Genomic DNA, 15,930 nt, shown 5'->3' on the forward strand with positions numbered 1-15,930 from the left:
TTGTCCGGCAATGAACTTAAGCCAAAAGGCGACATCTCTACTTGGCAGAAACACGACATTTGAACTTGGGACCTACAGTCAGATAATCGATAATTTACATTATGTATAATAAGGTCAAGCCGACCACAAAACGACGCAACACTTCCGATCCAAGCTTACTTTCCCTGAAGCCACAAAGTTCCCGCACGGCTACGAGTTCGACCAGTCACCAACGCCACCCGCTACAGCGCTCACAACGATCCCAGCCACCATTTGCTAAATGGCCTTCTCGCACCTGACACGAACCGCAAAATCCAAGCCGGACGTCGAAACGAAAATTACACGAAGCGCTAATCCAGCGCCTTCCAACAAACCCCGCCCAGCGCCCCCCCATCAGCGGCCACTTAAACTCCTGTAACATAAGACAAACAACTATCGAGACGCCTGGACGCCAGCACGAAGCCATTCGTGCGCTACGCTCGCTGACGAAGCGAAGTGGACCGGGACCCCATGAGATGGCTGCAGGCCTCCGCAAGCAAGAATCTTATGCCCTTATCACCGTGTCTTTAGCATGGTGCGCGTTGGATCAGGCCCATGATGACGATAAACGCAGGCTGGCCGAGCAGGATTTGCGCGCGTCGATAGAAAGACTGGACATGATACAAGAGGCGATTCGCAAAGCCCTGCCATACAAAGGCGGCTTTACCAGGTGCGCCTCGTGCAGAAATATTTTTAGCGACGAAGGAAGCTATCTCGCACATTGGGCTTACATACAAGGTGAAATCACCTGTGTATTTCTCCCGCCCCTTTTGATGGCCTTAGGTTTTATCGTCGAAGAACACAAGATCGGCGAACGTTCATCCCCTGATTACGTTCTCCGCCATCCTTTGTATGTCACATAGCCTGCGTGAAATTCTTTTCGATGCATCCGATTTCCACAGTCACCCACGGACCTCTCAAGCCACCATCGTCGTTCGCTCACGCAGCGCGGTCCCGCTTGGTCTCAGCGGCCACAGTTCCGCGAGTTCGGACGCCGTACTCTGCAACTTCGGGGAAATTTCCTCGATCTGCTCGGTCGTCATGCGAACACTTGGACCCGCAACGCTGACCGTGCCGAGCGCGGTTCCAAGACCGTTCACCCTTATCGGCACGGCAACAGCCGAAACACCAGGCTCGGCCTCGCTGACCGCAATCGCATAGCCACGCTTTTCCGTAAGCGCGAGTTCCTTCAAAAGGTCCTCGATAGACCGCACGACATTGGGTCCTTGCCGGTCGGCTTCGCCGAAGCCCATGCTGGCCACGATTTGAATCGCCCGGTCACGAGGCATCGAAGCGAGCCATGCCTTGCCGGTTGCCGTCGAGTAGACCGTGACTCTCCCAGTCGCGGAACTGGGTGGCTGGTAGATGAGACCTGCCGTCGCGCCCTGCGCCTGCGCGAGCCAGACGAGGGTGTCGCCGTCCGCAACGGCTAGACGCACGAACTCTCGCGTCTCGTGCGCAAGCCTGTCGAGTACCGGCTGACAGATGTTCGGAATGCCGGTGGCCGCGTAAAACCGCTGCCCCATGACCGCAAGGCGCATGGTCAGCCGATAGAAGCCGGTGTCGGGCTCCTTGGCAACCCAGCCAAGATCGACGAGCGTCGAAAGCAGCCGGTGTGCCCCGCTCTTCGGCAATGACAGGCGCTCGGCGATTTCCCCGAGGGGCAAGGTGTTCGCGCCCTCGGCAAGGAGCGCGATGATTTCCAGACACCGTTCAGCGGGAACATGCGACATAGCGATCCAGACGTGTTGAGGTTGAAATTTCGCCGCGTGCGCCACTGACGACACATGCTATCTATCGGTCAGAAAAAACGAAGTGATGGATTCGATCTGACCGGAATGCATGTCCTTTCCGTTGACCCATGCACAGCCGAATCGCTGCGCATGGGCGATGAGCGCCGTCGGCTCTTCCGATAAAACTACATCGCCCACGAGCACGTCTTTCTTCAGCGGGCCGAGGTTGCCGGGCAAGCCGTCGCCCGCGGACATGCCAACCGGCGATGCGTTGACGATCAGGTCGAACTCGCCGCGCGCGTCCGATACGCCAGCAGCTCGCGTATGCGGAAACGCTTCGCTCAAGTTTCTTGCCACGATACCCGCGCGCTCGGCATCGATATCCAGAATGGAGATTGAAGCGACGCCGGCTTCGGCAAGCGCCGCGGCAATCGCGCTGCCCGCGCCTCCCGCCCCGAACAACAGTGTGCGCCTGCCGGAGACCCTCAAGCCCCGCGCCTCGACGCCGCGCACGAAACCGGCGCCGTCGAACATGTCGCCGGTCCACGAACCGTCGGCCTCGCGCCGCAGCGCATTCACCGCGCCGACTGTCTTCGCGGCCACGCCGAGTTGTCGGGCAAACGCACAAGCGCGCTTCTTGAACGGTGCGGTGATAAGCAAGCCATCGAGGTTCGCAATCTCCAGCAGCGCGGGGAATGCGTCGTCGAAGCGATCTGCATGGACGTGCAGAGGGACGAGCACGGCATCGATGCCTTCCTGCGCGAAGCGCGCAGTATAGACCGCCGGAGATCGAACCTGCACGACAGGATCGCCTACGATGCCATAGACACGCGTTGCGCCTGAAATCTGAATGCTGTCCGCCATGTTCAGCCTCTCCCGCGCGATTCGTACCATTGCGCCACGCGCTGGCTACGGTGACGACGCGCCTTGGCGCGCACGTCTTGCGCCAGGTTCATTACGCCCGGTTCGAAGAGTCTGGCATCCATCTCACGCAACTGCGACGACACCACGGGCCGAAAACCCATGTGGGCGACGACATCGCGTTCGGCATCCAGCCCCGGAGCGATCTCGATCAGCTCGAGCCCTTGCGGCCCGACGCGAAACACGGCCCGTTCGGTGACAAAAAGCGTGAGTTGCTTGCGTTGCTGACCAATCCGGGCGCTATAGCAAACCTGTTCGAGTTTCGGCACGAACTTCATGTGCCGCCCTTCCCTGCGAATGACGGTCTTCCCGTCCTCCCAGCCAATGTCGAGATCGCCCGCCGTGAGCGTTCCGCTGAAGATCACGCATTTCGCGTTCTGGCTGATGTTGATGAAGCCGCCAACACCGATGATCTTGTCGCCGAACCGGCTGATGTTCACATTCCCCTGAGCGTCCACTTCGGCAAACGAGAGGAAGGCGAGATCGAGGCCGCCGCCATCGTAGAAGTCGAACTGCGACGGTTGTTCGATCATCGCGGCGAAGTTCTGGGCGCCGCCCGAATCGCGACCCGTAATGGGCGCGCCGCCGATCAGTCCCTGCTCGTTGGTCAGATGCACCGCTTCGAGCAGCCCCTCTTCGGCCGCAACGGTGGATAGCCCCGTGGATACGCCCGCACCCAGGTTGCAAATCGCCTCGGGGAACAATTCCATTGCCGCGCGCCGGACGATGACCTTCCTCGGCCCGAACGGCAGCGGTCTGATCTGGTCGACAGGAACACGCAACTCGCCGGAATAGCTCGGGTCGTAGTCGGTCGCGTAGGTCTGGCGCTGTCCCGGTTCCACCACGACGAAATCGACGAGAATGCCGGGAATCTTGACGTGCTTGGCGGGCAGCGTACCGTTTCGCGCCATGCGCTTCACCTGAACCACGACGATGCCGCCCGCGCGCCGCGTCGCTTGCGCCATTGCTAGCATCTCGCCGAATACGGCTTCCTGCTCCATTGTCACGTTGCCGTCTTCGTCGGACGTCGTGCCCCGCAGGAACGCGACATCGACCGGAATGTGCTTGAAAAACAGCCACTCTTCGCCGGCAATCTCGGTCACTTCGACGAAAGCGGGCGGCGTGCAGGGGCTTTGCCGCGCACCCTGTTGCCTCGGGTCCACGAAGGTGTATAAGCCCGTCTTCGTGAAGAGACCCGGACGGCCGCCCGCCATCTCGCGCATCAATTGCGACAGCACGCCCTGCGGGAATGTGTAAGCCTCGATCTTGTCTTCCGCCGCGAGTCTTACGAGTCCCGGCGAATCGACGAGCGCGCTTGTAATGGCCCGTCGCAGCAAACCTTCGTGAGCGAGGTGCGATGCGCCCAGTTCGCCGCGGTCGCCCACACCCACGATGCTCACCGAGGTCAATCCAAGCGGCTTCCGTTCCGCCAGGAAGCGGCGCTCGACGGCAGCCAGAAGCGCCTCGGGCACGGAATGCCCGCCACCGGAACCGCTGATCAGGATGGCATCGTTATCGGCGACGAGTTGAGCCGCTTCGTCCGCGGTTATTCGTTCCATGGTTCGCTGATCGCTCCGTATTCGGGATGGGAAATCGGTCTCGTCAGGCTGTCGCGCCGGTCATCGGTCGCGCCATTCGACGACCCGCTGCGCTTGTACGCCCAGGCCTTCGACACCCAGCCGCATGCGATCGCCTGGCTTCAGGTATTTCGGCGGTTTCATGCCGAGACCTACGCCGGGCGGCGTGCCTGTCGTCACGATGTCGCCGGGCATGAGACGGACGTATTGGCTCATGTCCGACACGAGTTTCGCGACGGTGAAGATCATGTCGTTCGTGTTCGAGTTCTGAATGCGCTCGCCGTTGAGTTCGAGCCACAAGCCGAGGTTCTGCACGTCCTCGATCTCGTCGGAGGTAACGAGCCACGGACCGATGGGGCCAAAGGTCGGCGACATTTTCCCCTTCACCCACTGACCGCTGCGTTCGAGTTGAAACTCGCGCTCCGAGACGTCGTTGCAGATGAAGTAACCCGCGATACGGCTCAGCGCTTCGGCTTCACTCACGTAGTACGCTTCCTGGCCGACGACGAACGCCAACTCCACTTCCCAGTCCGACTTGACGGAATTTTTAGGCAGGATGACGTCGTCATCGGGTCCGCAGATGCAGGACGGCGCCTTGTTGAAGAGAATGGGGTCCTTTGGGATATCGGCATGGGTTTCGATTGCGTGCTGAACGTAGTTCAAGCCGACCGCGATGAAATTGCCGGGCTGCGCCACGCAAGGGCCGAGGCGCACGGACGCATCGACGAGGGGCAGCGTGTGCGGATCGATTGCGCGCAAGCGCTCGATGCCGCCGCTTGCAAAGAACGCGGGATTGAAGTCATCGCAATGGCCAGTGAGATCGCGCACGCGACCGTCGCCATCGAGAATGCCGGGTTGTTCCTGGCCGGGCTGGCCGTGTCGGACGAGTTTCATGTTCGGGTTGAGCGGGTTGAGTTCAGGATTGGTGCGAGGAAGCGCCAAGGCGGCAGATTTCAAGTGCATAGACAGCGGCGTCGGGCCTGATGTGCAAGCCTGCATCGCGCAAATGCGAAACGTCGATCAGGGCATGCACCTCGCTTGCGGCCTCTTCCGTCGATGCCTCGACGAGAACGATCCACGCCGGAACATCGAACTCGCGCGTGCGCGCCTCTTCGGTGTCGAAGAAGCTCGCCTGATCCGACGCGAAGAGATGACACGCGAGCACGCCGGTCGCGCGCATCGCCTGTGGAAAAGCCACGTCGCGCAGGTAAGCTTCCGGCGTGTTGTCCGCGGCGCCCGTCCGGTCGATACGAACGGCAAACAAATAGCCACCGCTGCTCTCGCCGATACTGCAAACGGGCTGACAAACTGCTCGCGAGGTATTGCGAAAGTACGTGAGCGTCTTCGTGGTCGCGGGCGTCGGGGCATTGAGGCGCGCCATGTATGCGGGCGAAACCATGACGTCGAGATCGGCCGCCTCATACATGGTCAACCACTCGGGCGAATGGCCTGCCCGGCGAAATCGCCTGCCGCGCCTGAAGCCAGGAATGGCGAGCCGCTCGGGAATGTGCTCCTTGTCGTGCCACGCGTAGAACTGCTCGCGCCCTTCGAATTCGATGTCGTTCCACACGAGAACGATGCCATGGCCTAGCAGCGCGGCGCTGGTCGCACCGGGCATGTCGTGCGTGGGCGCGCTGGCAGCAAGGCTATCCGGCGTGGTTTGGCTGTCGGGTTTCATCGTGCGAGGAACTCGGGTTCTCGTTTGGCAAAGAACGCGGCGACGCCTTCGTGAAGGTCGTGGCTGTCGAAGATCCTTTGCTGAACGACGGTTGAAAGCGACAACGCGGCATCGAGCGGCTGATCCTGCGCGGCATCGACGAGTTGCTTGGCCAGGCGGTTCGACAGCGGGCCGCGCGCGCAGATCTCGAGCGCCAGCGCGCGTGCTGTTTCGAGTGCGGCGCCCGTCTCCGCGATACGGTTGACGAGTCCCCAGGCCAGCGCCTGTTGCGCGCTGATCGTGTTTCCGGTGAAGAGCATCTCCTTCGCGCGAGCCGGGCCGATGAGCCGCGTCAGTCGCAGCGAACCATTACCTGCCAGACCGCCGAGACGCGACTCGGTCAGTCCAAGCACCACCTCGGCACGACAAACGCGAAGGTCGCACGCGAGCGCGAGTTCGAGGCCACCGCCGAGCGCGGGGCCGTCCATTGCGGCAATGGTCGGCGCGGGCAATCGGGCGAGTCGCCGCAGCACCATGTCCTCGAAAAGAATCTTTTTCTCGCTCGCGTCGGCGAAGATTTCCGCGAACTCCTTGATATCGCTGCCGGCGCAAAAGGCCCGCGCCGAGCCGCCGTGCACGATGACGCACCGCAGATCGGCTTGCGCCTCCAGTGCGTCGATCGCCTTGTTGAGCGAACGCAGCAGAGCGCGCGTGACGAGATTGAGCGGGCCGTTCGAGAGCCCGATCTCCGCGACATGGCCGTCTATCCACAAGGTGACTTCGCTCGCGGCATCAGCGTGTGAGATGGGAGGCGAACCGGACGTGTCCATGAAAAGGTCTCCGTTCTTCACGTCTGCTCGCTGCGGGAACGCGGAACGTCGATACCGCGCAACACGCCCATGCGTGCGAAGTGGCCATAGATGCTGTCGACATAGCGCGCAAACTCCGGAGCGTCGCCGAGCACGATCGGCCGAGGGCGCGGCAGCTCGACGACGATCTCGTCCACCACTTCTCCCGGTGTCGGACTCATGACGAAGATGCGATCGGACAGTCCCACGGCTTCTTCGACGCTATGCGTGATGAACAGCACAGTGGGACGGCGCCGCATCCACAGTGCTTCGAGATCCATGCGAACTTGCAAACGCGTGAGTGCATCGAGCGCGCCGAAAGGCTCGTCCATGAGAATGAGCGAAGGGTCGTGGACCAGCGTTCGAATTAGCGACACGCGCTGGCGCATGCCGCCGGAAAGCTGCCGGGGATACTTGTCGACCGCAGGCTGCAAACGCAACTGGTTGAAGAGCTCACGCGCCCGCGCTTCGATCCTGTCACGGGGCAATCCGCGAATGTCGGCCTGCAGGAGCACGTTTTCCATCGCCGTGCGAAAGTCGAGCAGCAGGTGATCCTGAAACGCGATGCCGACATCCGTCACGGGCCGGTCCACAGTCCGGTCGCCCACCACGATCGTCCCGTCGGAGCGCGCAAGCAGACCCGCGACCATGAGCATGAGTGTGCTCTTGCCGCAGCCCGACGGTCCCACGACGGACACGAACTCGCCCGCCTCGATGTTCATGCTGATTGGCTTCAGCGCGCGAAACGGCTTCTCCGTGTCCTCGCCGAAAGTCTTCGAGACGCTCTCGATGCGGATCGGCACACCGGCCGGCGTTATATCGTCGTGTACGGAAGTAGGCATGATCGGCTCGATGTCATTGATTCAGGCGGACTTCTCGACCGCGGCCAGCGGCACCTTGGAGCACAAAAGCGCCTTGGTGCCCTGCTGCACGACTTCGCCGTCCTGATTCACGAGCTTCACGTCGAAGAGCGCGATGGCCTGCGTGGGCTTCGACTTGCTGTCGCGCAGCTCTTTGATCGCGTAGTCGACGAACATCGTGTCGCCAATGAACAGCGGCGCGAGGAACTTCCAGTCATTGATGCCGAGAAAGGCAATCGCGGTCTCGCGCAACTCGCCGGTGCGCGCCCACATCAAGCCGTGCGCGTACGCGAGTCCAAGCATGCCGTGCGCGACGCGCCGCCCGAACTGGCTGGCTCTGGCGTACACATCACTCGTGTGCAACTCCGAAAAGTCGCCCGTCAGTCCCGCGAACCCGACGAGGTCCGCGTCCGTGATCGTTCGTCCGGGACTGCGAAATTGCATGCCTACGTGAAGATCCGAGTAGCGGTATCCCATGTGTTTCTCGTTAGTCGTGATTCGATATCCGTCGTGCGAAAAAGTCTGCCCGAACGGACGGCTCATTTGCACGCGCGCAACTGGTTCGCCGGCGGCAAGAAGTCGTCCGTGTAGTACGTTTTCGGATTCTGTCCGGCGGGAAGCAATTTGACCTGTGCGAGCAGATCTTGCGTCCTGGTCCATGACGCATCCTCGGCCTTGCCTACGCTTTTGGCGCCGCCGCTGCAGAACAACGGCGTGATGGCGGCCAACTCGGCGGTAGCGAGCTTCTCGTTGACGTTGGGGAACACCGTCTTGAGATCCTTTACCGCCTTCGCCGGGTTATCCATGGCGAAGCTCCATCCTTTCAGGCTCGCGGCAACGAACTTCTTCACGAGATCCGGATTGGCCTTTAGATATTCGTTGGATGCGAAAATCGACGTGCTCACCGTCGGAACGCCATAATCCGCAAACCGGAAATTCACGAGTTCGGCGCCCTGGGCTTCGAGTTGCAACTGGTAGGAATCCATGGAACCTAGGATCGCATCGACCTGGCCTTGCAGCAGCGCGGGCACCATGCTTGCCACGGGCATGCTGATGAGCGTCACGTCCGACTCCTTGAGGCCATTTGCCTGCAGGAAAAGCGGAAGCATGGTCGTTTGCGAGGAGCCGGAAGGAACGCCCACTTTGTGCCCGGCGAGATCCTTGATCGATTTGATGCCCGACTTCTTCAATGCCGACACTTCGTTCGGGTTGGATTGATAGATCGTGGCGATGACTCGCATCGGCGCGCCCTTGGCAATCAGCTGGCTCACGGCGACAGCGTCGGCATAGGCAAGTTGAGCGCGCCCGTTTGCGACGAGTTGCGCCGTATTGCCGGAGCCGTTGCCTTCGGTCACTTTCACGTCGAGCCCGACCTGCTTATAGAACCCTTCCGCCACCGCTGCCGCAAAACCGGCGTTCGCGCCGCCTGCGGTCCAGTTCAGCTGGAAAGGAACCTCGGTGTCGGCGACGGCCGTCCCGCATAGACCCGTCGCGAGCGCGCAAGTCAAGATTGCCGAAGACAGTTTGCCGATGGTGCTGCGCATAGTCGCGCTCCCTGTGTAGTTGGACCCGCTCGGTCCGTTTGTTGTAGGCGACTGGCCTTAGGCCAATGCGCGAGCGTTGACCTCAGTTGAACTTCGCACGTTGCCACGGCGTCATGGCCCATTCGGCGAATTCGACGACATAGTTGATCGCAATGCCGATCAGCGTGAGGACGGCAAGGACGGCGAAGGTCAGTTCGACATCCATCGTGCTGGTCCCGCGCAGGAGCACGTAGCCCAGCCCTTTGTTCGAGCCGACGAACTCGGCGACGATTGCCGCGGTGGACGCGATCGTGGCGGAAGTCTTGATACCCGAGAAAATCACGGGCAGCGCCGCGGGAAGGCGAAGGAAGCGGAAGGTCTGCCAGGACGATGCGCCCATCGACTTCGTCAGGTACAGCAAGCGAGTGTCGAGAATCTGGAATCCGCTGATGCTCGCGAGCAAGAGCGGGAAGAAGGTCATCAACACGGTCAAGAGCACCTTGGACTCCATGCCGAATCCAAGCCACACGAGAAAGAGCGGCGCGACCGCGATCTTTGGCACCAGCTGCATGAACATGAGCGGCGGATACACGATCTGCCGCGCAACTCGCGAAAGCGCGATTGCAAGACCAAGCGGGATGGCGGTCACCACCGTTACGCCGAAGCCCAGCAAAATCTCCGCGATGGTGATGAGCGAGTTCGACCAGATATCCCGCCAGTCGGTGACGATGCGCGCGAACACCCCTGCCGGGCTAGGCACCAGATAAGGCGGAATCTTGAATACAGGTATGGCGACCGCCCATAGCACGATGAGCGCAATGAACGTCGACGGTGGCAGGCATAGCCAGCCGATCCGCTTCGCGCGCCTTAGCGCCGCCGAAGGTGGATGGGTCGCCGGTGCTCGCGCCGATGCTTGATTCATGAAGAACGCTCCCGAAGCAGAACTTTTTCGATGCCTTGATAAACGGCAACCGCATGAAGATTCAGCGCCGTTCTTAGATTGAATGTCGTTCAATCTTGGTTGGTTGAACATTGGGGCAAACCCAGAGAACTGTAAGTTTGGGAAGGAACTTCGGTCGCTTGCGGATAAAGGTGGCCGGTGAGCCTTACGCTGATTTCTCAGTCGACGGCTTCATCGCTGGCGAAGCGGATTTCGATGATCAACGCCGTCGCTGCGCGCTGATGTACGTGAACATCGATGTGGGATTTGACGCAGATGGGTCGATGAATCTCGTTGTCGACGTTATTCCGCGCGGATGCGTTTCATCGTTCTATCGTCGCGGGAAGGAGTGCGCGGCATTGGAAAACGCGATGGGCAACCAACTCACTGGGCCATCGCGCGCCGCAGTTTGATCGGCGCCCATCCTGTTTTGACGCCGAGAATACCCAGCAGCACCAGTCCCGCGCCGAGCCATTGACCCATGCTGAATTTATGGCCGTAGACGATGTAATCGAACGCAGCGGCGGACAGCGGATAGATGAACGAAAGTATCGCGATCGCCTTGACGCTGAGTTTCTGATACGCGGAGAACACCAGGCAGTAAAGAAAAAACGTGTGAACGACGCCGAGGGTCGCGAGGCAAGCCCATTCGCTGGTGCTCGTCGGCAAAGCCGAGAAATCGGCGAGCGGAGCGAGTAACAGCGAACCCACCGCTGTCTGCACCAGGACGACGACAGCGGGAGGAACGCCCGCGGAAGCCTTAGACAGCAACACTGTGCCGGCGTACAGCGCGGAGGCTGAGAGCGTCAGGACGACGCCGGCAAACACGTTCGAGCCCAGCATTAGAGCGCCATTGGCGGTCCCGACCAGGCAGACCAAACCGGCGAACGCCACGGCCGACCATAAGATGTCGTTCCGGCTTACCGCTTGCCGGAGGACCACGGCGCCGCCCAAAATCACCAGGAACGGGTTGACGTGGTAAATGACCGTAGCCAGCCCGATGTCGATAAGCGGATAAGCTTTGAACAGCAGCAGCCAATTTAGAACAAGAAAGATTCCCGAGACGATGATGGGCAAAAGCAGCCGGACTTGAAAATACTCTCGGCGGATAAGACCACGGGCAGCGCAATACGGAACTAGACAAATGAACGCGATAATACATCTGAAGAAAACGACGTTCGCGGGTGGCTGATTCGAGGAAACGACGAAAATGCCGATGCTTCCCGAAAGAAGCATGGCAAAGACAAGTTCCAAAATTCCGCGACGCTCTTTCATTGCCCTTCCCTGCTAAATTACCTGAAATCTACAGACTTCTTTTAATACCGCCCAACGAATTATCCTGATGGCGGCCATTCACCATAGAGATGAGTTCGGCCGGAAGCAAAGGCAACTCGTACGGCCTACGTGACGGTCTCCGATGACCCATTCACGTTGCTGATATGCCTAATGAAGTTTATGAATTGGCCGTTAGAAAGCACGCATACGAAAATTTGTCACAAGACGTTTCGCCTTTTGCGCGGGCGTATGTTGTGACGCGTAGCGTTCGCCTTGCGTGAGCGTTCCCAGATTCGTTGAAGTCGGAGGGAGCGACTGGAGCGACAGCGTATCGCTTATCTCGTTTGCGCGTGAGGGACCTGAGAGAGCAGTCGATAAGCAAGCAGAGCCTTGTCTGCCCTGCGCCCCGGTCGGTCGCCAAGCCGGCCGGGGCGCAGGAATCAATCTTAGCTTCCCTTCTTCGTTTATCGTGACTCGCGCGTTTTGGCATCCGTGAACAACCTTCTGTTCCTCTCCTTTCCGCACTTGCAGGCTTCGTCGGCGCGTGGTGCTAGTGTGTTTTCTCGATGCTGCTAAATTCGTCGATTTGCCCGCTTCGATTATTCGTATGAACTGGTCGATTTTAATCGCGATTGGACGGCTCATGCGCATTTAAGCTATAGATTGACGCTCGACTTGTTACCGATTTGGATCTGCGGCGCCCTTCAAATAAAGCTATTGGCGAATCTTCCTTCTTTTTAAGTCGATGCAAGGATCAATAGCAGCTCTTAAATAAGCTTCGAGCCTTTACTTCACAAAGATCGATGCTGCCATACGACGCCCTTTACAGATGGCCATCGCTGGATCGCTCCCGTTCATCAACACTGAGCAACCGCTCATCAAGAAGCTTTGCCTTATTCAAAGGCCAAAATTGCTGAATATAACCTTGATGACGCCCCACCATTTTTGGCGTTGATAATATGATGGAGCTAACCTTTGAGGATGCCTCGATTTTCGCGGTTTTCGTTTAGGCGCCACCGTGCGATCTACGGCGATAGAAGCGCCTGACGGGTTGCATCACGTGAAGGTCCGTATCAAGCAGGTAAGGACTAAATTATTAATCATACTAAAACTAGGCGGCGGTGAATTTTATAACTGACTGGGCGGTTTTACGAGGTAAAATACCTGAATCCACTGACTATAACTTTCGTTATTTCGCGATTACAAGGTCGAACGGAGCAGACTCAACTACTGCGGCCGTGCAGATTCGAACTTGGTTAAGCACGTAAGGCGCACCGGATGTTGGATCGACATGAGAGAAATCGCCGTAGCCGACTTGGCGCACGCGTTGTTTAGGGAGAAGGCCAGGTGAGGCCACAAGACTTTGATTTAGATCTTGTCCGAGCGTTCGTTGCAGTTGCGGACACGCGCAACTTCACGCAGGCGGCCGCGCGTCTTCACCGTACTCAGTCGGCTGTGAGTATGAAGATCAAGCGTCTCGAAGAATCGATAGGCGAGCGCCTGTTCGAAAGAGACACCGTCGCCGTAACGCTAACTTCGATCGGCGAGCGGTTCGTCGGAATCGCCCAGCGGCTGATCGAAGCGCATGAAGACGCGTTTCTCTCGCTCAAGCATAGCCTTGCGGCCGGCAAACTCACGCTCGCGACTTCGGAAACATTCGCGTCGTGCTTGTTGCCGCCCATTCTCGGCGCCATTGGGACGACGTTTCCTAACATCGAAATGGAAATCCGCTGCGGCCATAGCTGGAAGATGCTTGAGTCCATGGAGACTGAAAACATCGACCTGGTTATCGCGACGAAATATCCCTCCCGCCCCGACGGTTTGCCCTTGGGACATGAGCGTTTGATGTGGGTCTGCAAACAGGGTAGCGACGTCTATCAGCAAAAGCCGGTGCCGCTGGCGGTGTTTCCAGACGGATGCCTTTATCGGCGCGCGGGAATCGCAGCGCTCGACGCGAAAAAGAAAGATTGGCGCATTGCCTACACGAGTTTGAATCACGAGGGACTTCTCGCTGCCGTGGAAGCCGGCAGTGCCGTGTCGATCATGATCGAGAGCGCCGTGACCGAGCATCACCGGGTTTTGGAACCGTCGGACGGTTTTCCGACGTTGGAGCCGACCGCGATTGAATTGTATTCACGCCGATCCGATGTATCACCGGTCGTTCGCAACGTCTCCGAAATCATCCGCAAGCATTTTGCGGCACGTCTGTGCGAGCGCAAAGTCAGCACCATACAGTCTTTAACTGCTCCGGCGATTATCGACTGACGAGCCGAGATAAGCCATCTGCGGATGTCCGGGCTGACGGCTTCATCGCGCCTACTCGCCTACGCGCGGTGACAAAAAATGCGTCTTTGTCTCGATGCAAGTGCGGTGAGTCTTTAGGCGAGACACGCTTTTCGGCGGTCTCGTCTTGATACGGCTTCAGATCCCCGCTTCGCTCGCCGCATCTGAAGTACCGGCATCGACATGCGAAGCTGCCTTAGCTATGCCATTGAAGACATGCGCGATCGCATTGTGAAGACCCCAGAACTCCTGGTAAGGAGGCCAACGTGAGTCACCCGATCTCAGGTCTTCTTCTCGTGCGTACGTTGCGGTAGTCCAGCGCAAGGTAGATGGCATTCGATGATGAAAATCGTGTTGCGATAGATCGCCGGGAATGACAAACAAACGGACTGGCAAATGGTAAATCGCGTGCTCGACGGCCCATGCAATCCAGGACAAAACGTAAAGCGCGACATGCCTTTCGTCCCGCTCAGGAGTTCTTCGTCCGCAAAAACGCCCCCACGAATGCGTCGCATGGATGTACTTAGGCTGATCCCACCTTTGCGCCGGCACAAACCACGCGTGCTCGCTGATAAATTCAAGCAGCACGCTTATTTGGTAAAGAACAACGATTGGAAACAGCAGGCCGAAAACCAGCGCTGTTACGGGGCAGAGTTCAATTGCGCCCCAACACGCTAGTGCACCGCCAGCCGCAGCGATTAGCTTGAATTTCGGTGGCAGATTTCGAACCAGGCTCATGAGCCTATGCATGAAGAACGAGGCGTGGAATCGCGGCGACAGCAGAGTGACGAAGAGCTTAAGCCAGAGTGCCCTGACCGACATTCCAGACTTAAAGCCAGCGCGCCATAAGAAGGCGCCAGCCGGATCACTGATCGTGGTGAATACGGCAGGCCGATGATGCTGGTTGGAGTGCTCTTCACGATAGTCACTCGCGGTCTGCGTCAGCGTCATTACTGCGAGAAGATCGGCGATGAAAAGATCACGAGAAGCTATCCCTGTAAAGCGACCGTGAATGCACTGGTGCGCGACCGTGCTGATCATGCGACGCGCTCCATTCACCGCCATAATCCAGCCGCACGATAGCGCGAGAATGAAGCACGGACCTCCGGTCTTGAAGGCAATGACGGCAAGCGAGAGACCTGTCAAATAAGTCGCCACCGCACTCAAGGCGTAAAGCGTCGGCGTCGGTTCGAACAGAGGTGTTTGTCCGGGCGCCGGCTTTCCTGTCAACCAGGTCCAGAACCTGGCTGTCCACCACGGAAATACCTGATAACTTTCACGCGTCGAGGCCAATTTGCACCTCGTCTTGCAGCGTGAAGCGCTCGCCAACGCTGCGTTCGTCGCGGAGAAAACGAACATAGCGATCTGCCTTCGATCGCAACGAGGCGTCGCGCGAATGTTCCGCTACGTAAGGCAGCCACTCGAAGAACTCGGCGATATGCGCTTGCCGAAAGAAATGGACTTTCGATAAAAGCCCAACCGCCTGATGAAAGTTTGCAAGAGTGAGCGTGGCGGCGAGTGAACGAAGCTCTTCCTGGAATGAATCACCCAGAGGCATTCGCTGCACGACTTCGGGCCGATTCGCGACGTGCCCGGTTGAGCCCGCACCGGCATTGAATACGCTCTCGATGGGCAGCTTGTCCAAATCAAAGTCGAGACAAAGATTCAAGCGGCGCTCAGCCGAGTAATTGATGGCCGAATGCAGATTCGATGCATCGAGAAACCAGATCTCGTCTGGACGCATGCGAAAGACCGTGTCGCCATCGGAATGCAGACAGATACGATTCGTCAGTAACGGTACATGCACACGAGTCCATGGCGCAGCCGCGAATTCCACAAAATCTCTGTGGGGAACCAACACGCCGTCGCCAAGCGAATGAATTCGAGCAAGTCGAAGCAACGACGTGTCGAACGTCGCGCTTATCCAATCGTTGAGCGCAGGGAGAAGATTCCCGCGTGATGTCGGCCTGACCGATGACCCGCGTTCTAGCACGACGCCATCGTCGTCGCTTCCTGTTTGATTCCAAATGACGAAGCTCTTCCAGTCTCCGAAGTGAAACTCGCTGTAGTGCTTGTTGTCATCGGTAAAGGCAAGAACTGCGTTGAGTTCGCACGGAGCCATAATAAAGTGCGACTTACCAATTATTCGCGAAATCATCGATTGTTTAGGCCGAGTTGAGCCAGCAGTCGAGCATGAAAACTCGACCGCAACGAGCGTTTGAATGGAGCTGCGCGAGCGCCCTTGTCGCAAGAATCTTTGCTGCGATAAGCGCGCGGGCGTGGGCGGGACTTTTT

Annotated in this window: 16 protein-coding genes; 3 read left to right on the forward strand and 13 right to left on the reverse strand. The window is 58.7% G+C overall.

What is annotated here, in order from left to right:
• Nucleotides 1-494: 494 nt before the first annotated feature.
• On the forward strand, nt 495-881 hold the full coding sequence (locus NCR98_RS32780; RefSeq protein ID WP_250495277.1) for a hypothetical protein: 387 nt from the start codon (nt 495-497) through the stop codon (nt 879-881).
• 54 nt (nt 882-935) lie between these two features.
• Here NCR98_RS32780 and NCR98_RS32785 read toward each other — a convergent pair whose 3' ends face one another.
• The 10 genes from NCR98_RS32785 to NCR98_RS32830 form a co-directional block, all read right to left on the reverse strand.
• Nucleotides 936-1,751 carry an IclR family transcriptional regulator gene (locus tag NCR98_RS32785; protein WP_250528545.1) on the reverse strand — a complete coding sequence of 272 codons (816 nt, stop codon included), beginning with the start codon at nt 1,749-1,751 and terminating at the stop codon, nt 936-938.
• A 57-nt stretch (nt 1,752-1,808) separates the two neighbouring features.
• Nucleotides 1,809-2,615 (reverse strand): shikimate dehydrogenase family protein, encoded by an 807-nt coding sequence (locus NCR98_RS32790; protein ID WP_250528546.1) that lies wholly within the window; start codon nt 2,613-2,615, stop codon nt 1,809-1,811.
• 2 nt (nt 2,616-2,617) lie between these two features.
• Nucleotides 2,618-4,231 (reverse strand): acyl CoA:acetate/3-ketoacid CoA transferase, encoded by a 1,614-nt coding sequence (locus NCR98_RS32795; protein ID WP_250528547.1) that lies wholly within the window; start codon nt 4,229-4,231, stop codon nt 2,618-2,620.
• A gap of 60 nt (nt 4,232-4,291) precedes the next feature.
• Nucleotides 4,292-5,143 (reverse strand): fumarylacetoacetate hydrolase family protein, encoded by an 852-nt coding sequence (locus NCR98_RS32800; protein WP_250528548.1) that lies wholly within the window; start codon nt 5,141-5,143, stop codon nt 4,292-4,294.
• A gap of 22 nt (nt 5,144-5,165) precedes the next feature.
• Nucleotides 5,166-5,927, reverse strand: a complete 762-nt coding sequence (locus tag NCR98_RS32805) for a hypothetical protein (RefSeq protein ID WP_250495282.1) — start codon at nt 5,925-5,927, stop codon at nt 5,166-5,168.
• Nucleotides 5,924-6,736: an enoyl-CoA hydratase/isomerase family protein gene (locus tag NCR98_RS32810; protein WP_250528549.1), complete on the reverse strand. Its 813-nt coding sequence runs from the start codon at nt 6,734-6,736 to the stop codon at nt 5,924-5,926. The genes NCR98_RS32805 and NCR98_RS32810 overlap by 4 nt, the downstream gene beginning before the upstream one ends.
• A gap of 17 nt (nt 6,737-6,753) precedes the next feature.
• The gene (locus NCR98_RS32815) at nt 6,754-7,596 is read right to left on the reverse strand and encodes an ABC transporter ATP-binding protein (protein WP_244831400.1); all 843 of its coding nucleotides are present in this window, start codon (nt 7,594-7,596) and stop codon (nt 6,754-6,756) included.
• Between the two features lie 21 nt (nt 7,597-7,617).
• Nucleotides 7,618-8,091, reverse strand: coding sequence for a MaoC/PaaZ C-terminal domain-containing protein (locus NCR98_RS32820; protein WP_250528550.1), 474 nt, complete (start codon nt 8,089-8,091; stop codon nt 7,618-7,620).
• A 62-nt stretch (nt 8,092-8,153) separates the two neighbouring features.
• Nucleotides 8,154-9,158, reverse strand: a complete 1,005-nt coding sequence (locus NCR98_RS32825; RefSeq protein ID WP_244831402.1) for an ABC transporter substrate-binding protein — start codon at nt 9,156-9,158, stop codon at nt 8,154-8,156.
• Between the two features lie 82 nt (nt 9,159-9,240).
• Entirely contained in the window at nt 9,241-10,059 is an 819-nt protein-coding gene (locus NCR98_RS32830) for an ABC transporter permease (RefSeq protein WP_244831403.1), read from the reverse strand.
• A 158-nt stretch (nt 10,060-10,217) separates the two neighbouring features.
• Between NCR98_RS32830 and NCR98_RS32835 the strand changes: the two genes are divergently transcribed.
• Entirely contained in the window at nt 10,218-10,490 is a 273-nt protein-coding gene (locus tag NCR98_RS32835) for a hypothetical protein (protein ID WP_250528551.1), read from the forward strand.
• Here NCR98_RS32835 and NCR98_RS32840 read toward each other — a convergent pair.
• Nucleotides 10,462-11,352, reverse strand: a complete 891-nt coding sequence (locus NCR98_RS32840) for a DMT family transporter (RefSeq protein ID WP_250528552.1) — start codon at nt 11,350-11,352, stop codon at nt 10,462-10,464. The genes NCR98_RS32835 and NCR98_RS32840 overlap by 29 nt on opposite strands.
• Before the next feature lie 1,347 nt (nt 11,353-12,699).
• On the opposite strand from NCR98_RS32840, the gene NCR98_RS32845 reads away from it, so the two are divergent.
• Nucleotides 12,700-13,617 carry a LysR family transcriptional regulator gene (locus NCR98_RS32845; protein ID WP_250528553.1) on the forward strand — a complete coding sequence of 306 codons (918 nt, stop codon included), beginning with the start codon at nt 12,700-12,702 and terminating at the stop codon, nt 13,615-13,617.
• Nucleotides 13,618-13,773: 156 nt separating this feature from the next.
• On the opposite strand, the gene NCR98_RS32850 is transcribed toward NCR98_RS32845, so the two are convergent.
• Both NCR98_RS32850 and NCR98_RS32855 read right to left on the reverse strand, forming a co-directional pair.
• Nucleotides 13,774-14,928: a fatty acid desaturase gene (locus NCR98_RS32850; protein WP_250528554.1), complete on the reverse strand. Its 1,155-nt coding sequence runs from the start codon at nt 14,926-14,928 to the stop codon at nt 13,774-13,776.
• Nucleotides 14,912-15,757: an aspartyl/asparaginyl beta-hydroxylase domain-containing protein gene (locus tag NCR98_RS32855; protein WP_250528555.1), complete on the reverse strand. Its 846-nt coding sequence runs from the start codon at nt 15,755-15,757 to the stop codon at nt 14,912-14,914. Before NCR98_RS32855 ends, NCR98_RS32850 begins: the two co-directional genes overlap by 17 nt.
• Nucleotides 15,758-15,930: the final 173 nt, after the last annotated feature.

The organism is Caballeronia sp. GAWG2-1 (assembly GCF_023631405.1).
In the GTDB taxonomy this organism is placed as follows: Bacteria; Pseudomonadota; Gammaproteobacteria; order Burkholderiales; family Burkholderiaceae; genus Caballeronia.